The organism is Micromonospora sp. RTBAU3-60, from assembly GCF_054963695.1.
The window spans coordinates 25,094-46,066 of the sequence record NZ_JBUEGB010000052.1; the positions used below are offsets into that span (position 1 = coordinate 25,094).

The 20,973-nt window shown below is 68.9% G+C and carries 17 protein-coding genes and 1 pseudogene; 12 read left to right on the forward strand and 6 right to left on the reverse strand.

All coding sequences use genetic code 11. From position 1 onward, the window contains the following. Positions 1-35: 35 nt before the first annotated feature. The 5 genes and pseudogenes from ACY34I_RS30860 to ureB form a co-directional block, all read right to left on the reverse strand. On the reverse strand, positions 36-923 hold the full coding sequence (locus tag ACY34I_RS30860) for a carbohydrate ABC transporter permease (RefSeq protein WP_462758603.1): 888 nt from the start codon (positions 921-923) through the stop codon (positions 36-38). Positions 924-935: 12 nt separating this feature from the next. Then, complete coding sequence (locus ACY34I_RS30865) at positions 936-1,889, reverse strand: carbohydrate ABC transporter permease (protein ID WP_462758605.1); 954 nt, start codon at positions 1,887-1,889, stop codon at positions 936-938. Between the two features lie 75 nt (positions 1,890-1,964). Beyond that, entirely contained in the window at positions 1,965-3,344 is a 1,380-nt protein-coding gene (locus tag ACY34I_RS30870) for an ABC transporter substrate-binding protein (RefSeq protein ID WP_462758607.1), read from the reverse strand. Positions 3,345-4,156: 812 nt separating this feature from the next. Further along, entirely contained in the window at positions 4,157-5,347 is a 1,191-nt protein-coding gene (locus ACY34I_RS30875; protein ID WP_387281384.1) for a low temperature requirement protein A, read from the reverse strand. Positions 5,348-6,004: 657 nt separating this feature from the next. Next, a pseudogene (gene ureB, locus ACY34I_RS30880) lies at positions 6,005-6,253 on the reverse strand (urease subunit beta); the annotation flags it as partial. A 241-nt stretch (positions 6,254-6,494) separates the two neighbouring features. Between ureB and ACY34I_RS30885 the strand changes: the two are divergent. Further along, positions 6,495-8,069, forward strand: coding sequence for an MFS transporter (locus tag ACY34I_RS30885; protein ID WP_462758609.1), 1,575 nt, complete (start codon positions 6,495-6,497; stop codon positions 8,067-8,069). A gap of 470 nt (positions 8,070-8,539) precedes the next feature. On the opposite strand, the gene ACY34I_RS30890 is transcribed toward ACY34I_RS30885, so the two are convergent. Next, positions 8,540-9,373 carry an RNA-guided endonuclease InsQ/TnpB family protein gene (locus tag ACY34I_RS30890; RefSeq protein ID WP_462758611.1) on the reverse strand — a complete coding sequence of 278 codons (834 nt, stop codon included), beginning with the start codon at positions 9,371-9,373 and terminating at the stop codon, positions 8,540-8,542. Between the two features lie 328 nt (positions 9,374-9,701). Here ACY34I_RS30890 and tnpA point away from each other — a divergent pair, with 328 nt between their 5' ends. The 11 genes from tnpA to ACY34I_RS30945 all read left to right on the forward strand — a co-directional run bounded on the left by tnpA (position 9,702) and on the right by ACY34I_RS30945 (position 20,938). Beyond that, positions 9,702-10,133 (forward strand): IS200/IS605 family transposase, encoded by a 432-nt coding sequence (tnpA, locus tag ACY34I_RS30895; protein ID WP_462758613.1) that lies wholly within the window; start codon positions 9,702-9,704, stop codon positions 10,131-10,133. After that, a complete protein-coding gene (locus ACY34I_RS30900) occupies positions 10,102-10,428 on the forward strand; it encodes a putative quinol monooxygenase (protein ID WP_462758637.1) in 327 nt (108 codons plus the stop codon). Before tnpA ends, ACY34I_RS30900 begins: the two co-directional genes overlap by 32 nt. Further along, positions 10,331-10,663 (forward strand): putative quinol monooxygenase, encoded by a 333-nt coding sequence (locus ACY34I_RS30905; protein WP_462758615.1) that lies wholly within the window; start codon positions 10,331-10,333, stop codon positions 10,661-10,663. The genes ACY34I_RS30900 and ACY34I_RS30905 overlap by 98 nt, the downstream gene beginning before the upstream one ends. A gap of 138 nt (positions 10,664-10,801) precedes the next feature. After that, a complete protein-coding gene (locus ACY34I_RS30910) occupies positions 10,802-11,974 on the forward strand; it encodes an alcohol dehydrogenase catalytic domain-containing protein (protein ID WP_462758617.1) in 1,173 nt (390 codons plus the stop codon). A gap of 214 nt (positions 11,975-12,188) precedes the next feature. Further along, complete coding sequence (locus ACY34I_RS30915; protein ID WP_462758619.1) at positions 12,189-14,456, forward strand: ATP-binding protein; 2,268 nt, start codon at positions 12,189-12,191, stop codon at positions 14,454-14,456. Between the two features lie 99 nt (positions 14,457-14,555). Continuing rightward, entirely contained in the window at positions 14,556-15,254 is a 699-nt protein-coding gene (locus ACY34I_RS30920) for an alpha/beta fold hydrolase (RefSeq protein WP_462758621.1), read from the forward strand. 23 nt (positions 15,255-15,277) lie between these two features. Next, positions 15,278-16,102, forward strand: a complete 825-nt coding sequence (locus tag ACY34I_RS30925) for an alpha/beta fold hydrolase (protein WP_462758623.1) — start codon at positions 15,278-15,280, stop codon at positions 16,100-16,102. A gap of 215 nt (positions 16,103-16,317) precedes the next feature. Then, entirely contained in the window at positions 16,318-17,220 is a 903-nt protein-coding gene (locus tag ACY34I_RS30930) for a DUF5996 family protein (protein ID WP_462758625.1), read from the forward strand. 256 nt (positions 17,221-17,476) lie between these two features. Then, positions 17,477-17,626: a hypothetical protein gene (locus ACY34I_RS30935; RefSeq protein ID WP_462758627.1), complete on the forward strand. Its 150-nt coding sequence runs from the start codon at positions 17,477-17,479 to the stop codon at positions 17,624-17,626. A gap of 18 nt (positions 17,627-17,644) precedes the next feature. Further along, positions 17,645-19,792, forward strand: a complete 2,148-nt coding sequence (locus tag ACY34I_RS30940) for an amylo-alpha-1,6-glucosidase (RefSeq protein ID WP_462758629.1) — start codon at positions 17,645-17,647, stop codon at positions 19,790-19,792. Positions 19,793-20,086: 294 nt separating this feature from the next. Then, a complete protein-coding gene (locus tag ACY34I_RS30945) occupies positions 20,087-20,938 on the forward strand; it encodes an NmrA/HSCARG family protein (RefSeq protein WP_462758631.1) in 852 nt (283 codons plus the stop codon). Positions 20,939-20,973: the final 35 nt, after the last annotated feature.

The following is a 20,973-nucleotide window of genomic DNA, read 5'->3' on the forward strand; positions in this document are numbered from 1 at the left end:
GGCCGCGCATCACGTCGAGGGGACGCGGGCCTCGGTCAGCCCTTGAGGCTGCCGCTGGTCAGGCCGGACATGATGTTCTTCTGGAAGATCAGGAAGAACACGATCGTGGGGACGGCAGCGATGACCGCGGCGGCGACCACCACGTTCATCGGCGTGCCCGCGGAGAACGCGTAGATGCCGACGCTCACCGTCCGGGTTTCGGGTGAGGGCATGACCAGTTTCGGCCACAGAAAGTCCTTCCAGACCGCGGTCACCGCGAAGATGGAGACCACGCCCAGGATCGGACGGGAGATCGGCAGGACGATCGACCACAGCGTCCGCAGTGGCCCCGCGCCGTCGATGATGGCCGCCGCCATCAGGTCCTCGGGGATGGCGTCGAAGAAGCGCTTCAGCAGGAAGATGTTGAAGGCGTTCGCCACCGCCGGCAACCAGATCGCGAAGGGCGAGTCGAGCAGGTTGACGTGCAGGATCGGCAGGTCGATCACGGTCACGTACTGCGGGACGATGAGCACCATCGCCGGGATCATCAGCGTGGCCAGCATCAGGCCGAGGATCAGGTTGCCGAGCACCGGGCGCAGCTTCGACAGGGCGTACGCCGCTGCGGTGTCGAGCACGAGCTGGAACAGCAGCGCCCCGGTGGCGTAGTAGAAGGTGTTGAACAGCAGCTTGGCGAGGTTCAGGTTGGTCCACGCGTCGGCGTAGTTCTGTGCCCGAGGATCGTTCGGGAACAGGGTCGGGGGAGTCTGGGCGATCTCCTGGCCCGACTTCAGCGCGCCGGTCACCATCCAGTAGAGCGGCCCGAGGAAGACGAGCGTGAAGCCGGCGGCGACGGCGAACAGCAAGATCCAGTAGACGATCTGGCCGCGGCCCCGCCGCAGCTGGGCGGGGGAGATGAGGGTACGGCCCCCGGAGTCCTGTGCCATGGTCACCCCGTCCTAGTCCTGTCGTGCGGCCAGCCGTGCGTAGACGGCGGAGAAGCCGCCCAACGCCACGAGCATGATCACGCCGAGCGCCGCGGCGCCGTTGAGGTCGTTCTGGAAGAACCCGTGCTGGTAGATGAGGTACGCCACCGAGGTCGCGGCGTCCTCCGTGCCGGCGCCGTTGGCGAGGATCAGCGGCTCGATGAACAGCTGCATCGTGGCGACGACCTGCAGCATCGCCATCAGGGTGAGAATCAGCCGGGTCTGGGGGATGGTCACGTTGACGATCCGCCGCCAGATCCCGGCCCCGTCGAGCTCTGCTGCCTCGTACAACTCACCGGGGATGTTCTGCAGTGCCGCCAGGTAGATCAGCACGGCGCCGCCCATGTTCATCCAGGTCGACGCGATCACCATCGCCGGCATGGTCATCGTCGAGGACTGCATCCACTCCGACGTCGGCAGGTGCAGCGCCCTGAGGATGGCGTTGAACAGGCCGGCGTCGCTCGGGTCGTACACATAGAACTTGAACAGGAACAGCGCCGACGCGGGTGGCAGCATCACCGGCAGATAGACCAGAACCCGCAGGTACCCCTTGGCGTGGCGGAACTCGTTGAGCACGATCGCCACGGCGAACGGCACCACGTATCCCAGGATCAGCGCGAGCAGGGTGAAGTAGAGCGTGTTCTTCCACGCCGTCCAGAAGCTGGGGTCGTTGACGATGCGGACGTAGTTGTCCCAGCCCACCCAGGTGGTCTCGCCCCGCCGGGTCCGCTGGAAGCTCATGACGACACCGCGGATCATCGGGTACCAGGCGAAGAGGGCGAAGCAGAGCATCGCCCCGATCAGGAACGCGTGTCCGGTGAGGTTGTCCCGCACCTTTCGACCGAGGCGGGCCCGCGCGCGACGACCGGGAGGCGAGTGCCGGCTGCCGGGCTGCTGGCTGGTGCCGGGAACGGTGGTGAGGGCCATGTGCGAGCTCCTGGACGTGGGGGCGGTTGGCCTGCGGACGACGGGCGGGGCCGGCTCCCGGCCCCGCCCGTACGCTCATCCGTTGCTGGCCAAGAGCTGGTTGACCTTGGACTCGGCCGTCTTGAGCAGCGCATCGACGTTGGCGTTCGGGTTCGTCAACACCCCGGACATCGCGGCGTCGAGCACCGCGTAGATCGCCTGCGCGTTGCGCGGCTCGCCCTTGATCGGGGCCGGGCTCGCCTCGAAGGCCGTGAAGTTCTCCACCGGGACGTTCGCATTCGCCTTGCGGAGCTCCAGCTCCTGCTTCTGCGCGTCGCTGCCGACTGCGAACAGCGTCGGCTGGGGGAGACCGACCGGCTGGTTCTGCGGCTTGGCCCGTACGTAGTCGAACTGGCCCTTACCCGGCGTCAGCTTCTCGAACGCCAACCACTTCAGGCCGGCCTCGACCTGCTCCTTGGTCAGGCCCTTCTTGAAGAAGTAGCCCTCGCCGCCGCCGAGAGTCCCCTTCGCCGGGCCGTCCTGGCCGGGCATCGGGGCCATCGCCCAGTCCTGGTACTTGCCCTGGAACTGGGTCACGATCGCGGTGGTCGCGTCCGGCGCGCCGACGAACATGCCGACCTTGCCCGCGCCGGCCAGGGTCAACAGGTCTCCCCAGCCGAGCAGCTGCCGCTGACCCATGCTGTTGTCGCCGTACCGCATGTCCTTGAGGTTCTGCAGGACCTGCTTGCCCATCGCGTTGTTGAAGTCGGCCTTCTTGCCGTCGGCCGTCACCATCTGGCCGCCCTGCGCGTACATCTCGGCGGTGAAGTGCCAGCCGCCGGTGTTGCCGGCGCTGTAGTCGGCGTACCCGGCGATGCCGTTGCCCAGAGCGGCGATCTTCTTGGCGGCCGCCCGGACGTCGGACCAGGTCTTCGGCGGGTTGTTCACGTCGAGCCCGGCCTGCTGGAACAAGGCCTTGTTGTAGAGCAGCCCCATCGAGTAGTTCTTCGTCGGGATGGCGTAGAGCTTGCCGTTGTCGCTGAAGACGTCCTTGAGCGCCGGGTCGATGCTGTCCCAGGTCGGGACCGTGTTCTTGCTGGCGAACTCGGTGACGTCCATCGCCTGGCCGGAGTCGAGCACCTGCTGCAGGTCGGTCATGTACCCGTAGAACAGGTCCGTCACCGTACCGCCGGCGAGGCGGGCGGTGAAGTCCGGCGGATTGTTGCACTGCTCGCCGACGCTCACGCTCTTGATGGTGATGGTCGGGTTCTGCCGCTGGAACTCGGCGACGTCGTCGTTCCAGTTCTTCACCAGGTCCTTCTGCGAGCCGACCGGCATGCAGTCGACCGTGATGGTGACCTTGCCCTTGGCGTCGGTCGACCCGTCGTCGCTCTTGGTGGAGCACGCCGCGAGGCTGAGCCCCAGGCCGGCCGCGAGGGCTACCACCGCGGCCCTTCGGTAGTGCGGTAGCGACATCTGTCCATCCCTTCGGGAACGGGCGTTCGTAGTGGTGGGTCCCGCGATGGCCGTCACCGCGGCGGTGTGGTGCTGCTTCCCGAGTCACCCAAGGACGAGGTCGACCCCGGTGGCGTGGAGGCGTGGCGTGAGTCGTCACTGTAGCGACGGCGACTGATGTCCGCAAGGTTTCGACTGGTTATTGCAAAGAAACGACGTAAGTACGTAACCAGGCTCGTTGCTCGACGTGACAGCGATGGCACCGCGATCGGCGCGAGCTACCAAAGGTCCTGCTGGAGTCCAGGGCACACCGACCAAACTCGACCTGTCGCTGCAACCGGCAGCGCCCGGGACAGGCACTGGTCGAACCCTTCCCCGGACCCCAGTCTCAGGGGCACCGACCTGCTGGCCGCGGCCGTCTCCGCCGGCACCCACGATCCGCAACTGTCCGAAGTCACCGTCGGCAAGCCATTGGACCTGGCTGCGCTCCGACACCTTGACCAGCCGGGGCTGGATCAACCAGCCTTACGCCTCGGCGACCCAGCCCCGCGGCGGCAACGCCTGGCAGCAGCGCACCATCCGGCCCACCGCCGTGGAGCTCTCCGCCACGGGCCTGTGGCGACCGTACGTGCCACGGGCGTCAGCACCGCCGTGCCCGACCTCCGCGTGTCGAACGCTCGGCCGCCGCGCAGCGGCGCCCTGGCCTCGGCGGCGCGGCGCCGGCGGCGCAGCCACGCGCCCCAGACAGGTGCGTGTTGTCCTCGACGGGCTGCCGCCGCGCAGGCAGAGCAGCCAACGCTGACGGCATGGTAGGTCCGCCGACGGCTGGACGTTCACGGGCGTTGCTCTCGGACGGAAGAGGCAGCGGCACGGATCTGGCGGTTGGTGATGATGGCGTAGCTGGCGAGGGTGGCGGCGAGCAGGATTAGGAGGATTACCGGTCTGGTGATCGTGGCGACAATGACGGCGACGAGTGCGACGCATGGCAGTGCGGCAGCTAACCGTCGGCGGGGCAGGGACCGCAGCGATACCCAGCCCAGTGCCAGGCCGCTGAGGATCCAGATGATGATCGCTGCGGCGAGCAGCAGCCGCAGGGTGAGGGGGAGCACCGGTGCGCCAGATGCGGCCAGTCGTACTATCTGGCCGAGTGACCAGCCGAGGAAGAGCAGAGCGGCGCCGTACGGTAGGTGCAGGTAGGCGTAGGCCTGACCCCCGCGTAGTCGGGGCAGCGCCAGCCGGGTCGTGACGAAGGTGGTGTAGATCCACCAGATCGAGGCTGGCATGACGAACGCGACGAGCGCGGCTGCGATGGCGCGCGGCGGTGGATGATCACGCAGCGCCGCCAGCATGTCAGTCAGCGATACGCCGAGCAGGATGATCGTGAATTGCCCGATCCGTTCCGGCAGGTGAGAGGTGTCCACCGGGAACCGGGCGAGGCGGCGGATGCCGAGCCAGGGCGTGACCAGTTCGATGCCGAATGCGGTGATCCAGATCGCGGGCCGGATGTGGGCGGGCGCGGCGAGCGAGGCGAGCCACATCAGGCAGGCCAGGCCGAAGCCGGTGAAGTAGACGGTCGTCAGCTCCCCGGCCGATCTGCTGCTTATTCGTGCCCTCAGGTACTGCACCAGCAGCGACCCGCGCACGACGAGGTAGCCGACTGGCAGCAGCAGCGTGTCGGGAGCGTCGCCGACACCGGCCGCGATCGCTCCGGCGCCGGCCATGGCAGCCAGCACGATCAGCCGGTGCGGGCCGTCGTCCGGGTCGTATCGGCTGTCGTGGAAGACCTGGCCGACCCAGGCCCACTGCACCAGTGCGAAGAGGCCGAACGTGATGGCGGCATCCTGCGTGCGGGGTGAGGCGTGGGATCCGAGCCGGCCGGCGACGGCAGCCAGGGCCAGCACGAACACCAGGTCGAAGAAGAGTTCCAGCCAGGTCGCGTGACGTTCGCCCTCCTGACGTCGTCGGGCTGGCGCGCGGAGTCCCAGGCGCTCGACCAGACGAAAAAACCGCGACTCGTTCGTCACTTAAGTTGCCGGCGGGACGCCCTGGCCGACCGTTCCGGCCCGGGCCCGCCCCCTGCTGCTGTGCGTTGTGTGAACGGCCCTCGCCCTGAATTTGCCCATCTGGGCACGGACCGGTTCGGTTTCCAGCCCTAGCACCCGGTAGGTCAGCCCCGCGTCATTTGGCAGCCGATTGACTCCGGCGCTGGGTAGTTGGGTCGGCTCGCCGCGGTACGGCGCCAGCTCCGGCATGTCGTCCAAGGAGATCAGGCGTGGACCGGGGCGTTCGGCGGTGGCCCGGCGGACAGCTGGCCGAGGTCGGCCGGTTGGGGCAGGTCGAAGAGGGCGTGGTATCGGATGAGCGAGATCAGTTTGTCGATCCCCGCACCAGTCTTGCAGTTGGTGAAGACGAAAGGCTGCCGCCGCCGAACACGGCCTCGTCGCTGAGGGTGCGTAGGTCCCGCTCGACTTCGATGTAGAGGTCCATGCCGACCCGCCGCCCAGGCCTGGCTGCTTCTCCCCGCTGGCCTCAGCGGTGAAATTGAAGCCGCGACTGCAGGCCCGCCGGATTGCCGCTGGGTGGTCCGGCTGATAACCAGGGACCGGGCCGACGCCGGTCCAGCCGTTCACCAGGCCGTTGAATCTGTACGCCCGTTGCCGGCCCGCGTACGGCACGAGCTGGACGGTCTTCCGGTCGCCCGGCTCGAACCGGATCGGTGTACCGGTGGGGATGTCCAGCCGCCAACCGAAGGGCGCCGCCCGGTCGAACGGAAGGTTCCGGTTCGTATCGAAGAAGTGGAAGTCTGAGCCGATCTGGATCGGCCGGTCGCCGGTGTTGCGGACCTCAATCCGCATGGTGGGTCGGCCCGCATTGAGTTCCAGTGGCTCCTCCGAGAGGACGTAACCGCCAACGGGCTCCCGGTGTTTCATGGCGGATCCGGGGTGCCGCGTCGCCACCTACTTCCTCACATTCCTCTCGGGCCTGGCCCGCCTACTGAGGGCAACCGTGGGCCATCCTCTACTACCCCCTGGTGAGGGAGTTCGTCCCTCACCAGGAGGTGCTGCTTGCGGACAGCGTGCCAGCGAGGACTCTATCCGGGCCTACCACCCGAAGCGGCCAAATACCCACCAAGATGCATATAGTGCTACAGGTCTCGGTACTCTCCCGGCTATGACCGAGCCGAGCCGGACCGGCGCCGCCAGCGCAGGGGCACACGGGTCGCCACATCCAGGAGCCGACCCGAAATGGTGGACTCTCACGGCGGTCTGCGTGGGCACGTTCATGCTGTTGATCGACCTGACGATCGTGAACGTGGCACTGCCCGACATCCAGGCGTCGCTGGGGGCGTCCTTCTCCGACGTGCAGTGGGTCGTGGACGCCTACGCGCTGACCCTGGCCGCACTCCTGCTGACCGCAGGGTCCCTGGCGGACCTGTACGGCCGCCGCCGCATCTACCTGGTCGGCGTGGTCGTCTTCACCGCCGCGTCCGCGCTCTGCGGCATCGCGCAGTCCCCGCTCATGCTCGAACTGGCCCGTGGCCTGCAGGGCGTCGGTGGGGCCATCATGTTCTCCGTCTCACTGGCCCTGCTGGCCAACGCGTTCCGCGGTCCCGAGCGCGGCGTGGCCTTCGGCGTCTGGGGCGCCCTGGCCGGGCTCGCCGCAGCCGTCGGTCCCATTATCGGCGGCGTGCTGGTGTCGAGCCTGTCCTGGCGGTGGATCTTCTTCGTCAACGTGCCCATCGGTGTCATCGCCCTAGCCCTGACCATGCTGAGGGTTGCCGAGTCACGCGACGAGCAGGCCAAGCGCCCGGACTGGCCGGGCTTTGCGATCTTCTCCGGGGCACTGGCCGCCTTGATCTACGCGCTCATCGAAGCGGGACGCAGTGGTTTCACGGGGGCGGTTGTCATCGCATGCTTCGCCGCGGCCGCAGTGCTGCTCATCGCCTTCCTGCTGGTCGAGGCTCGCAGTTCGCACCCGATGTTCGAGCTACGGCTGTTCCGGGTGCCCACCTTCGTCGGTGGCGACATCGCCGCGTTCGGCCTTTCCTTCAGCATCTTCGCCATGCTGCTCTACGTGGTCCTCTACCTGCAGAACGTGCTCGGTTACAGCGCGCTTCAGACCGGCGTGCGGCTGCTCGTCCTCTCCGCCGGCGTCCTGGTCGCCAGCACAGTGGCGGGGTGGCTGAGCGAGAAGGTGCCGATCCGCACCATCGTCGGCCCAGGGCTGGTGCTGGTCGGCGTCGGGCTGCTGCTCATGCGCGGCTTGACCGCAGCCTCGTCGTGGACACACCTGATCCCGGGGCTGATCATGGCCGGCGTGGGCGTCGGGTTCGTCAACCCACCGCTGGCCTCCACCGCGGTCGGGGTCGTGGAGACACGTCGATCGGGGATGGCCTCGGGTATCAACCTGACGTTCCGGCAGGTCGGCCTTGCTACCGGCGTCGGGCTCTTGGGCACCCTGTTCGCCAACCGGCTGACCACCGTGGTGCAGACCGAGGTCGCTGGAACCCCGCTCGCCCCACACAGCGCCGACATCGCGGCGGCACTGCGCAACGGCAGCGTGAGCCGATTGTTCGCCACCGTCCCGCCACAGCAGCGCGGCCTGCTCGTCGAGATCGCGCGCGGCAGTTTTGCCAGCGCCCTGAACGAGATCCTGCTTCTCGCGGCGATTGTCACCATCGTCGCCGGGGTGCTGTCCTTCGGCATGATCCGCTCCAAGGACTTCGTCTCGCCCCCACAGGGGTGATCCGCCGGCCACGGATGACGGCACCCGTCGTCGGACCGGTGAGACCGGAGAAACTCAACCATGGACGGATCGCTGGCGGGACGCTGGCCGCAAAGGGCTTCGTTGGAGGAAAGCCCCGAACGCGGGCAAGAAGGGGCAGTACGGTGCGACGAGATCCATATCGCTGAGGGCATGCTCTGGCGGGAAACGGGAAACGGGAAACGGGAAACGGGAAACGGGGGACGATGGCGATCGGAAACGAACGCGGACGAAGCGAGGGTATGTTGCCGTCCGCATCGCCCCGCCAAGCGGCGGTCCTGACTCAGTTGATCGCCGGTCCCGGGCGCGCGGATGCCGTCCAGGACGCCCTTCTTCGGCTGACGCAGGCGACCCGGCAGGAGGGCGGCAACGTCAGTTACGACGTGCATCAGGTCAACTACCCGCCCATGAATGGGCGGGCTTGCGGATCACTGTCCTCGCCGGCTGCGAGGCTAGGCCGCGTGCGGGCGATTGACTGCGCCCCAGCTCACGACACCACGCGAAGCGATGTTGCGAGCCGCATTGTGGTCGGCGTGGGCAACGACCCCGCACGACCGACAGTGGAAGGTTTCCTGGTTGGGTCGGTTCCGTTTGTCCCGATACCCGCAAGCTGCACAGGTCTGGGAGGTGTACCGGGGGTCGACCTGGACCTGTGGTACACCCGCCCGGCGCGCCTTGTAGATCAGGAACGCGCCGAGTTGCTGGAACGCCCACGAGTGCAGCGTGACCCGTTGGGGCTTCCTCAGTCGGACCCGGTCGCGGATCCCCGTCAGTTTCTCGACGGCGATTCCGCGGCCGGTGCGTGCAGCCTCGGTCACGATGCTCTTGGCGATGGTGTGGTTGATGTTCGCGGTGTGCCGCGTTTCCTTCCGGCGGCGGCGGGCCAGGAGCCGTTTCGCCGACTTGGTGTCTTTCTCCTGCAACCGCTTCCTGAGCCGCTGCTGGCGGCGCCGGTAGCCGTTGAGCTTGGTTCCGGCGTAACGGGTGTCGTCGGAGTCGTAGGCGATGTTCGCGATCCCCATGTCGACACCGAGGAATCCGTCCGGCTCATAGACCTGCGGCTCGTCCACCTCAACCGTGGCGTACAGGAACCACATGCCGTCCCGGTGCACCAGGTCGGACTCGCCGACCGGATGGGTTTCGACGGCCTTGATCTGGTCGGGGGAACCGGTGAACGCGACCTGCTTGAGCCGTCCTTGCACGGTCCAGATGGAGACGACGCGGGCGTCGTGCCGCCACGACAGCATCCTTGCGTCGTAGGGCTGGGCGGCGTCCCAGCGGAACATGATCGGGTTGGTCTCGACCTTGCGGCGGCGCTTCGATCCGGGCTGGCCTTGAGGTTGCCTGCGAGCGTCTTGTAGACGTCGGCGACCTTCTTGATGACGTGCTGGGCGGCCTGCGCGCCGAGCCCGTAGTCGTCCTTGATGCCGTGGTAGGCGTGCCGGCGCAGGTCGTAGTTGCGGTAGCAGCCGATCTCCCGTGCCATCACTGCGACGTCGGATGCTGCGGTGTTGCAGGCGCGCAGGGTCGCCTCCAGTGCCGCAGCCTCGTCGGGCGTCGGCAGGAGCTTCACCTGCACCACCAACTTCACACCATCATCGTACCTTTTGGTCTATGTCACCACGATGGACCCCAGACCCGGAGGTCCGCCGGGGACGCCCGGTTGTGTACAACCTTCAGGCGCACTTGGTCTTCACCACGAAGTACCGGCGCGGGGCGCTCACCGATCCGATCCTCACCCGCTGCCAGCAGGTCATGGCCGAGGTGTGCCGGGACTTCGGCGCCGAACTGCGGGAGTTCAACGGCGAGGACGACCACGTGCATCTGCTCGTCCACTACCCGCCTAGCGTCGCCCTGTCGCGGCTGGTCAACAGTCTCAAGGGCGTCTCATCTCGATACCTGCGCCGCGAGTTCGCCGGACACCTGCGCAAGTACCTGTGGGGCGAGCATCTGTGGTCGCCCTCGTACTTCGCCGGATCATGCGGCGGCGCGCCCCTCACGGCGGTCAAGGAGTATATCGAGAACCAGAAACGTCCCGGTCCGTGACGGCGTTCCTCCTGGCCGTAAACGGCCAGGGCTCCCGCCTTATCAACCGCTGAAGAACAACCCGGCCGCGTTCTACGTGCTCGGCAACTGGGCGGACGAGCAGGCCCTGGACGCGCATCTGGCGAGTACACACGTGCGGCAGTGCCTCACGGAGACCGTCGCAGGCGAGATCGTCGCCCCGTACATGGCGCATGCAGATGCTGTCGGAACCCGACACCCGGCTCGACCGCCCACGGCCGGTCGGGAACTCGCCGGCGCAGGTGACCCTCGTGCCGTTCTTCACGATCAAGGCTGACGAGGAGGCCGCGGTTGGCGACTGCCACCTGGAGATGGTCGCGATCACCCGCGCCGAGCCCGGGTGCCTGGGCTACGACCTCTACCAGTCGGTCGAGGACCCGTCGGTCATGTTCCTGTACGAGAACTGGACTGAGCAGGCGGCCCTCGACAAACACATGAACACCTCCAACTTCTACCGCACGTGCGGGGCGAGATCGACAAACGCCTCATCGCCCCGTGGACCGCGCACATGATGATGATGATCAGCGAGCCCCACCGGGAGCCGATCACGGCCTGAAGTCCTAACCGCCGCCGCGCGCTGTGGGTGTTGTCATTGTCGCCGCCATCTTGTTGGGGCGGATGGTCGGGATCACGAACTGGAGCAAGCAGACGTGAAAGCGGTGGTGTACGAGGACATCCGAACTGTCGGCGTACGCGAGGTGCCGGACGCGGGGCTGGAGGCGGAGACCGACGCGCTGGTGCGGATCAGCTCCAGCGCCCTGTGCGGCACGGATCTACACATGTACGACGGGCGGACGGGCGCCACGCCCGGACTGGTGCTCGGCCACGAACCGCTGGGCGTCGTCGAGCAGGTGGGCAACGCCGTGCAGACGATCCGGCCGGGCATGCGGGTGGTGATCCCCACGCACCTGTTCTGCGGCACGTGCGCAATGTGCGCCCGAGGGCTCTCCGCGGCCTGCCTGCGGGCACGCCCCGAAGGGGTGGGTGCCGCGTACGGCTACGCCGGGATGGGCCCCTACCCGGGTGCGCAGGCCGACCTACTTCGCGTGCCGTGGGCGGACGCGAACTGCGTACCGGTGCCCGGTGAGCCTGGCGACGCGCACGAGGACGACTTTGTTCTGCTCGCGGACGCGTTCGTCACCGGCTGGCACGCCGCCGCGGCCCTCGCTGGTATCGAAGCCGGGGACACGGCGGTCGTGTTCGGCGCCGGCGCCATCGGGCTGCTCAGCGCGTACTCTGCCCTGCTGCTCGGTGCCCGCGTGGTGTACTGCGTGGACGGGGTGGACGCCCGGCTCGACAAGGCCGGCGAGGTCGGGGCAGTCCCGATCGACTTCCGCCGTGGGGACCCCGTCGAACAGATCCGCGAACACCGGGCATGGGCCGGGCTGCCGCTCGGCGAGGAGAAACTGAACGGGGTCGACAAGGTCATCGACGCGGTCGGATTCCAGGCCCGCGACCGCGAACACCCTGACCAGGAACGCCCCAACCAGGTGATCGCGGACGCCGCCCGGCTGGTGAACCCAACCGGTTCGATCGGCGTCGCCGGGGTGTACCCGGATACCGACCTGCAGCCCCGCTCTGGCGCGACCGCCCACGAAGACCTGGTCGCGCCATGGGGGACGCTGTTCAGCAAAGGCGTCGCCGTCCGGTTCGGCCGTACCCACGACCGCCGTTACACCCTGCTCCTTCGCGACCTCGTCGTCTCCGGACGAGCCCGGCCCGGTGTCATCGTCACCCACCACGGTGCCCTCACCGACGCGCCCCGGCTGTACCAGCGCTTCGACCGCAGCGACGACGTGATCAAAGCGGTGCTGCATCCCTGAAGGGGCCGCCAAGCTTCCGAGCGCTCGGAAGCGGGGGATACCAGATCCTCTCTCGATCATCTCGCGTGGAGGCGGACTTGAGCTGCGGGACCGTACGGATCATCGGCGGCCAAGTGGAACCGGACGGTCTGGCTGACCCTGAACGGTCAGGGGCACCGGTTATCTGACCGTGCGACTGCCCCGCTTGGGTGACCGGGCGGTGTATGACGGTGGAATGAGTGGCGAGGGTTCGTTCGCGGTGGCGCTTCGTGTGGCGCGTCACGCCGCCGGACTGACGTTGGAGGAGTTGGCTGAGGCATCTGGTGTGAGCGTGCGGGCGTTGAGCAACATGGAACGCGGGCGGGCGCTTGGGCCACAGCGGCGGACGGTGGCGCTGATCGCCGACGCGCTCAAGCTTGGCGGCGTTCGCCGGGACGAATTCGTCGCGCTCGCCAAGGTCGGGCGTACGCGGCCTGCGTACATGACCGCCGCGCCTGGCCTGTGCGAGTTGCCGGGATCGATCGGGGATTTCACCGGCCGGGCGGCCGAGCTGGCGTGGATCTTCCGGTTGGTGGATGCGTTGGACGAGTCGGGTGGCCGGTCCAATGTCGGGGTGATCTCCGGTGGCGCCGGGCTGGGTAAGACGACCCTGGTGGTACGGGCCGCGGACCGTCTGCGAGACCGGTTCCCCGGCGGGGTGTACTTCCTCGATGCGCTGGGGATGAGTGCGCGCCCGGTCGGCAGTGACGAGATGCTGGCGCGTGTGCTGCGGGCTCTGGGCGTGCGGGATCAGCAGATTCCGGAGGATGCTGCCGAGCGTGCTGGGCGTTACCGGCAGTTGCTACGGGAAAAGCGTGTGCTCGTGGTGGTGGACGATGCGGCGTCAGAGGCACAGGTGCGCCCGCTGATACCCGGTGGTGGGCAGAGCCAGCTCCTGGTGACCAGCCGGCGTCTGCTGGCCGGGCTGGAAGGCGTGCACCGGCTTCATCTGGATCCGATGCCGGCGGCTGACGCGTCCGAGTTGCTCAGGCGGATCCTCGCCGAGCGGGCGGACGTGCCGGATGACCGCGACGTGCAGAGCCTGGTGGATTTGCTGGGTGGGCTGCCTCTGGCGGTACGCATCGTGGGAAACCGGCTGGTATCGCGGCCGATCTGGAGTACGGGCGATCTGGTCGCGCGGTTGTCGGTCGATCAGCGGCGGCTGGATCAGCTCAGCGCGGGTGACCTGAAGGTCGCGGCGGCCTTCGACATGTCGTACGAGCAAATGCCGGACGCGGCGCGGCAGTTGTTTCGCCGCGCCGCGCTGGTGTCCGGCCCGGATTTCAGCGCAGCCCTGGCGGCGGTGCTCGGCGGCGTCGCCGTGCCGGTTGCCGAGGACCAGCTCGACGATCTGGTCGATCTGGGCCTGATGGAGATCGCGGAGGGCGACCGGTATCGCTTCCACGACCTGGTGCGGCTGTACGCGCAGCAGCGGCTTGAGCAAGAGGACTCAGCCGACATGGTGATCGCCGTCCGCCGGCAGATGGTCTCTTGGCTGCTGGCGACCGTTACCGCAGCCGGGCGATGGTTCGGTCCGGACGCAGGCCAGTCCGCGGGTCCCGTTTTCGCCTCGGCCGAGGACGCCAAGGCCTGGATACGCATCGAGGCGGAACACTGGTTCCCGGCGCTCGGCGCCGCTGCGGTCGACGGGGACCACCACGCCGTGGTTCGCGCCGCCAGTGCCTTGCACTGGTTCGCCGAACACTGGGTGCATTGGCCCCGCTGGCTCGAGGTGTTCACGCTCGCATTCGACTCGGCGGTCGCGCTCGGCGACGCCGGACTTCAGGCCGAATTCCTCAACCACATTGCCTGGGCCCACACCTTGCCATGGCGCAAGGACATGCCAACCGCACTGGGTTATGCGCAGCGGGCGCTGAGCTTGGCCCGCCAGGCCGGCAACCTCCGGCAGGAGGGATGGGCCCTGACGTACATCGCGGCCGCCCACCGCGGGGTGGGCGACCTCGAGGCCGCGCTGACCGCGGTACGCCAAGCAGCCGTTCTGCTCGATCAGGCTGGCAACGTGCGGGACGTCAACCAGGCACTGCTGGCCAGCGGCACCATCGCCTTCGACCTCGGTGACGTGGCAGAAGCACTTGCCGCCTACCAGCGTGCGTTGGCACTGGTGGAAGATCCCGCCTCCGGCATGTCAGCGGAGATCGCCGAAGCGGAACTCCCGCACGTCCTCGGCCTCACCGCCCGGGCCCTTGGACGCGTCGGCCGCCGCGACGAAGCCATACCGATGATGCTGCGCGCAGTGGATCTCTTCGGCCGCCTGCAGGTCTTCATGGGGCAGGCGGCGTGGTTGCGGATACTCGGCGAGGAACTCTACGACGAGGACCACGCCGCCCAAGCGCGAGCCAGCCTGCTACAGGCGGCTGACCTGTACGAGTCGGTCGCGCAGCACGACCGCGCCAACCACTGCCGGGCCAGAGCCGCAGCGATAGGAGCAGGCAGCGGCGAGTAGTTCTGCCTGCTGCTCTGCCTGTTCCGGCACCTGCGCTACGGCTTGCATGGGATGCGAAGCGGCGGGCGATCCGCTCGCCCCGGTACTCGGGAGCATTCCATGAGCACACCAACCATCCGCAATGTGGTCTTGGTCCATGGCGGCTTCGTCGACGGATCAGGCTGGCAGGGCGTGCATCGCCTGCTGACCCGGGACGGCTTCACCGTCAAGATCGTGCAGAACCCCACCCTCTCACTCGAAGGCGACGTCGCCGCGACCCGCTACATCCTCGACGGGCTCGACGGCCCGGCCGTGCTGGTCGGCCACTCCTACGGCGGCGCGGTCATCAGCGAAGCGGGCGCTCATGAACGGGTAGCCGCACTCGTCTACATCGCGGCGTTCGCCCCGGACAAGGGCGAGTCGGTCAACACCCTGATCGCCGACCCGCCGCCCGGCGCCCTGGTCCCGCCGATCCTGCCGCCCCGCGACGGGTTCCTGTTCCTCGACCGGGACAAGTTCCACGCGTCGTTCGCCGGTGACCTGCCCGTCGACGAGGCTGCCTTCCTGGCCGACTCCCAGGTGCCGTGGGGCGTCGGGGCACTGGCCGGTGCGGTCACCGAACCCGCGTGGCGGCACAAGCCGAGCTGGTACCTGGTCGCCACCGAGGATCGCATGATCCCGCCGGCCGCGCAGCGGACGATGGCCGGCCGCGCCGGCGCCGTTGTCGTCGAGGCGATCGGCAGCCACGCCATCTACGCCTCCCAGGCGGCCGCGGTCGCCGACCTCATCCGCCAGGCCGCCGCGTCGACCACCTACTGATCACCACCACTACAGGAGCTTTCATGTCTGCCAACGTCTCCCGGCGCACGTTCGTCGCCGGCGTCAGCGCCGCGGTAGCCACCTCCGCGATGGCTATGGCGGCCAGTCCGGCCGCGGCCGGCCGCACCCGCCCGACCAAACCCACCGTCGTGCTCGTCCACGGCGGTTTCGCCGACGCCACCGCCAGCTGGAGCGGCGTCGTCGAACGGCTGCAAGAGCGCGGCTACCCGGTGATCGCACCAGCGACGCCGCTGCGCAGCCTGCTCTCCGACGCCGCCTACATCGCCAGCCTGCTGAACAGCATCAACGATCCGGTCATCCTGGTCGGCCACTCCTACGGCGGCGCGGTCATCACCAACGCCGCCGTCAGCGCCCCCAACGTCAGAGCCCTCGTCTACGTTGCCGCCTTCGTCCCCGACTCCGGCGAGGCCCTCGGCCAGCTCATCACCACGTACCCGGGCAGCGAGATCCAGGCCGCCCTCAACCCGGTCCCGTACCCGAACCCGGACGGCACCACCGGCACCGACCTGTACCTCCAGGCCGACAAGCTGCGCCAGGTCTTCGCCGCCGACCTGCCGGCATCGACCACGAAGATCATGGCGGCGACGCAGCGGCCGTTCAGCGCCGCCTGCTTCACCGACCTGACCCAGGCCGCCGCCTGGCACACCATCCCCTCGTGGGGCTTGATCGCCACCGACGACAAAGCCATCCCGCCCGCGCTGCAGCGCTACGAATACCAGCGCGCCGGCTCACAGACCGTCGAGGTCGCCGCCTCCCACGTGGCCATGGTCAGCCACCCGAATCTCGTGACACAGCTCATCGTCGATGCCGACCGAGGCACCCGCTGACCCGATCCGTCTAGAACCAGCCATGAGCTGCGGGGCCCTGTCCTGCTCAGGGCCCCGCAGGCATGTCCGGCGCGTTGGCCCCGGCCAGCCCGGATAAGCGGGTCCATCGACGTGGGCGTGGCGTGAGGACGCGAGGTTAGCGCCCGTACGGCCATCGGATCGGGGAGGATGCCGGCATTGGCCGTGCTGCACGGCACGCTGTCGGAGGAGTCCGGATGACCGAGTTGTTCCCGCCGATCCCGCTGTCCGCCTGGGCGGACTCAAAGGAAACCGTCCACCGGTTTACACAGATAGTCGGCAAGATCCGGTTGGAGCAGGCAATGCCGCGCAACCACTGGTGGCACGTGCCGTTCCACCTGACCGGCCGCGGCATCACCTCCCGCCCCATGGGCCGGGACCTGTTGTTCGCCATCGACTTCGACTTCGTCGACCACCGACTGGTCATCAACACCCTGGCCGGCCAGACGGTCTCCTTCCCCCTGCCTGGCCTGTCCGTCGCGGCATTCCACGAGCGACTATTCACCGCACTGTCGTACCTCGGCATTCACGTCCACATCGACGCCAAGCCCTACGACCTGACCGACAACATCCCGTTCGCCGAGGACACCACGCACGCCGCGTACGACCCGTTCTGGGTGAACCGGTACTGGCAGGTGCTCAGCCAGGTGGGGCTGGTGCTGGAGGAGTACGCCGCCCGGTGCAACGCCAAGACCAGCCCGGTGCACCACTTCTGGCACACCTTCGACATTGCGGTCACCCGGTTCTCCGGCCGGCAGGTGCCGCAGCCGGACACCGTCGACCCGGTGACCCGGGAGGCGTACTCGCACGAGGTGATCAGCGCCGGCTTCTGGTTCGGCGACAAGAACATTCCTGAGCCGGCCTTCTACTCCTACACCGCGCCCGAGCCCGACGGCCTCACCGAGGAACCGCTGCAACCCGCGCAGGCACGCTGGGTCGAAAACCGGGGTGCACACCTCGCGCTGCTGACCTACGACGACGCCCGCGCCGCCACCGACCCCCGCGCGACGGTCCTCACCTTCCTGGAGAGCGCCTACCAGGCCGGCGCCCACCGCGCCGGCTGGGACACCAGCAAACTGCGCACCCAGTACGCACCCTGACCACCGGCACCACCGTGAGCGGTGTCCGTCATGCTGCCGGACCAGCAAGATCACGGGCCGACTTGCGGGAGCGGCTCAACCTGGACCGCAGCGGGTGGTAACCAAATCGCGCAGCGGTCGGCGTGACGGGCGGCGATTCTGGTACGTCGCCCAAGCTCACACCGGCGCCGAGCATGGTGGTGACGAGGTCCGCGCCACAGGCTTCGGCGATCCGCAGCCCGCGGAGAGCGAATTCCCGCCACCGGCTCCGTGCGTCATGGTCGAACGCGCCGGAGCGACCCAGCTGCTCATCCTGCTCACGCTGCTGGCGGTCGAGGCGGTGGCGATCGCGGTGGCCCTGGAACTGCTCGTCCGCGATCGGGCCCGCACCACGTCCTGGGCCGCCCGGGGTGTGCCGGGACGATGAAGGGGTATCTGCGGCCCGATGACCAGGGTCCGCAGCCTGCGCGTTCGACCCGACCTGCTCTACATCGCGAGCGGGTGGAGCACCCTGGTCACCGACGTGCGCGGCCGGATCAGCGGCACCGATCCGCAGGGCTTCTTCGCCCGCAACACCCGGGTGCTCAGCCGGGAACGGATCACCGTCGACGGCCGGGAGCCGGTCCCGTTCGCCACCGGGAACGTACGGGGACACGCCCAGCTCTCGTACGCGGAGCTGGGCAACGGGGAGGAGCTGCCGTCGCGAGCGGCGTACCTGCTGACCGAGCGGTTCGTCGGAGCGGGACTGCGGACCCGGTTCACCGTGGTCAGCTACGCCGCCCGGCCACTGGAGTTCGCGCTGCAGATTCGGGTCGCGGCGGACTTCGCCGACACCAGCGAGGCGGAGACGGGCCGACGGTTACAGGTCGGCGAGGTCGGCACCCGGTGGGATCCGGAGGCGGGGGAACTGCGCCTGGCCTACCTGCGCGACGGCCTCGACCGGGCGGTCGCGGTCGTAATCCGGGCCGACACCCCGGTAACGTACGACGACGGCGCGTTCCGCGTCGAGGTGGCGGTGCCGCCGCGCGGCAGCGCCCGGGTGGAGCTGCTGGTCGAGCCGGTCTTCGACGGGGTCCGGCTGGCCGCTCCCCCGGCGACGTTCACCGAGCCGGACGACTCCGCCGCCCGGGCCCGGTCCCGGCTGATCGGCGAGCTGGCCGATTTGAACAGCAGCAACTTCGACGTGACGGCGGCGTGGCGGTGCGCCACGCACGACCTGGCCGTGCTGCCGCTCGGCGAGCCGGCCGGGCCGGCGGCGCCGATCGCCGGGCTACCCATCTACCAGGAGATCTTCGGCCGGGACACCATGACCGCCTCCTGGCAGGCGCTGCTGGCCGGTCCGACCATGCTGGCCGACAGCCTGCGGCTCATCGCCGGGCACGTGGGTGAGCGGTTGGACGACTGGCGCGACGAGGAGCCGGGCAAGCCGCTGCACGAGGCCCGGCAGGGACCGGTCTCCGCGCTGGGGTTGAACCCGTTCACCAGCTACTACGGCGACTGGTCGACGGCGCCGGACTTCCTGGTCTTCCTCGGGCAGTTCCTCGCCTGGACCGGTGACCTGGACACCGTGCGGGAACTGCTGCCGACGGCCGAGCGGGTGTTGGGCTGGATCGAGCGGTACGGCGACCCCGACGGCGACGGCTTCCTGGAGTACCACTGCCGGTCCCGGGCGGGGTTGAAGAACCAGGGCTGGAAGGACTCGGACACCGCGATCGTCGACGAGGACGGGCAGCTGGTGACCGACCCGATCGCGACCAGCGAGTTGCAGGCCTACTGGTACGCCGCCCTGCGGCACGCCGCCGTGGTCTTCACGATGACCGGCCATCCGGCGCGGGGCGCCGCCCTGCTGGCCCGGGCCCGGGCGCTGCGCCGCCGCTTCCATCGCGCGTACTGGCTGCCCGACCGGGGCTGCTACGCGATGGCGCTCGGGCCGGACAAACGGCCGGTGCGTTCGACCAACTCCAACGACGGTCACCTGCTGGCGACCGGCATCGTGCCGGCCGGGGCCGCGGCGCTGGTGGCCGACCGGCTGCTCGCACCCGACATGTTCAGCGGCTGGGGGGTGCGGACCTTGTCGGCCGACCACCCCGCGTACAACCCGTTCAGCTACCACCGGGGCAGTGTCTGGCCGGTGGAGGCCGGCACGATCGGCCTGGGGTTGGCCCGGTACGGCTGCTGGGCGCACCTGCACCGACTGGCCGAGGGGATGTTCGCGGCGGCGGCGCTGTTCGAGGAACACCGCCTGCCCGAGGTGCTCAGCGGGCTGCCCCGCGACCCGGCCCACCCCCACCCGGGCGTATACCCGAACTCCTGCTCCCCGCAGGCCTGGTCGGCCAGCGCGATCATCGCCCTGGTCCAGGCCCTGCTGGGGCTGCGCCCGGCCGCGCCGCTGCGCACGATCCTCGTGGACCCACACCTGCCCGAGTGGCTGCCGGACCTGCGGCTGGAGGGCGTACGCATCGGGCGCGCCACGGTCGACCTGACCGTGCGGCGCCGGCGCGGCGGGCGGACCTCGATGACCGTGCGCGGCGACCGGCTGGCGGTGATCCGCCGGGCTCCGCGCCAGGCGATCTCCGAGCACGGGAGCGGGTGATGGGCGGCCGGTGCAGCCGGGCTCCCGCCGAGAATGCGGTCCAGAATCTGGGACTAGAGCGGTGGTGCGACTGTTTTCCGTCCAGTCAGCATCCGCCAGCAGGGCGGGCGGGACGCGCCGCTGGCCTGAACTGCGAGGTGTTGGCTGCGGGTCGAAGGCCTGTTTAGCGCCAGGAGGCCGCAACGGCAGTCGCGCGAGCGTGCGTAAGGGTGGGGTGGTGGCCGAGGCGCGCGGATAATGTGGTGCGCGGCGACGACCGGTCGCCGCGCGTGCTCGCCGAGGAGAGGTGTCTTGATGGCCGATGGGCCGATCTTGGTGCTTGGGGCGACCGGCGGTCAGGGCAGCGCCGTTATCGAGGCGTTGTTTGGCCGCGGGGCCCGGGTGCGGGCGCTGGTGCGCGACCCGGGGCGGGGGGCGGCTCGCCGGTTGGCCGACCGGGGTGTCGAGGTGGTCGCGGGATCGCTGGATGATCGCGGTTCGCTGGCCACGGCGATGGCGGGCGCGGGGGCCGTCTTCGCGTTGACGACTCCGTTCGAGGCGGGCGTGGCTGCCGAGGTGGCCCAGGGGCGGGCGATCTTGGCAGCCGTGGGCGAAGCTCGAGTGCCGCATTTGGTGTTCAGTTCGGTGGCCGGAGCCGATCAGGGAAGCGGTGTGCCGCACTTCGACAGCAAGGCGCGCATCGAAGCCGAGCTGGCTGCTGGTGATGTCCCCTACACGATCTTGGGGCCGACGTACTTCTTCGACAACGCCCTCGGCGGGGCGGACCGCATTCGCAGCGGGGTGCTCGACCTGCCGCTGCCGGCGGATCGGCCGCTGCAGCAGCTTGCCCGCACCGACCTCGGCGTCTTCGCCGCGCAGGTACTTCTCGACCCCGCCCCCTACGTTGGGCGACGCATCGAGCTGGCCAGCGATGCCCCTACGCCCGCCCAGATGGCGGCCGCGCTGAGCGCGGCGCTGGGACGGGAAGTGCGTCATGAGAGGGTGCCGCTGGCCGAGATCGACAATCCGGACATGCACGCGATGTGGGCGTTCTTGAATGGGCCGGGCTACCAGGTCGACATCGCCGCGCTGCACGCCGCATACCCGGAGGTTGGCTGGACCAGCTTCGCCGACTGGGCCCACCACACGTTTGGATCCGTTCCGTGAACGCTCCCGGCTAAGGGCGGCTAAGGGACGTCGTC

Bases quoted from the DNA above. Each gene is read 5' to 3' on its own strand.
- ACY34I_RS30860 (WP_462758603.1), bottom strand. From the start codon at position 923: ATGGCACAGGACTCCGGGGGCCGTACCCTCATCTCCCCCGCCCAGCTG.
- ACY34I_RS30865 (WP_462758605.1), bottom strand. From the start codon at position 1,889: ATGGCCCTCACCACCGTTCCCGGCACCAGCCAGCAGCCCGGCAGCCGG.
- ACY34I_RS30870 (WP_462758607.1), bottom strand. From the start codon at position 3,344: ATGTCGCTACCGCACTACCGAAGGGCCGCGGTGGTAGCCCTCGCGGCC.
- ACY34I_RS30885 (WP_462758609.1), top strand. From the start codon at position 6,495: ATGACCGAGCCGAGCCGGACCGGCGCCGCCAGCGCAGGGGCACACGGG.
- ACY34I_RS30890 (WP_462758611.1), bottom strand. From the start codon at position 9,373: ATGTTCCGCTGGGACGCCGCCCAGCCCTACGACGCAAGGATGCTGTCG.
- tnpA (WP_462758613.1), top strand. From the start codon at position 9,702: ATGTCACCACGATGGACCCCAGACCCGGAGGTCCGCCGGGGACGCCCG.
- ACY34I_RS30905 (WP_462758615.1), top strand. From the start codon at position 10,331: ATGCTGTCGGAACCCGACACCCGGCTCGACCGCCCACGGCCGGTCGGG.
- ACY34I_RS30915 (WP_462758619.1), top strand. From the start codon at position 12,189: ATGAGTGGCGAGGGTTCGTTCGCGGTGGCGCTTCGTGTGGCGCGTCAC.
- ACY34I_RS30920 (WP_462758621.1), top strand. From the start codon at position 14,556: ATGAGCACACCAACCATCCGCAATGTGGTCTTGGTCCATGGCGGCTTC.
- ACY34I_RS30925 (WP_462758623.1), top strand. From the start codon at position 15,278: ATGTCTGCCAACGTCTCCCGGCGCACGTTCGTCGCCGGCGTCAGCGCC.
- ACY34I_RS30930 (WP_462758625.1), top strand. From the start codon at position 16,318: ATGACCGAGTTGTTCCCGCCGATCCCGCTGTCCGCCTGGGCGGACTCA.
- ACY34I_RS30935 (WP_462758627.1), top strand. From the start codon at position 17,477: ATGGTCGAACGCGCCGGAGCGACCCAGCTGCTCATCCTGCTCACGCTG.
- ACY34I_RS30940 (WP_462758629.1), top strand. From the start codon at position 17,645: ATGACCAGGGTCCGCAGCCTGCGCGTTCGACCCGACCTGCTCTACATC.
- ACY34I_RS30945 (WP_462758631.1), top strand. From the start codon at position 20,087: ATGGCCGATGGGCCGATCTTGGTGCTTGGGGCGACCGGCGGTCAGGGC.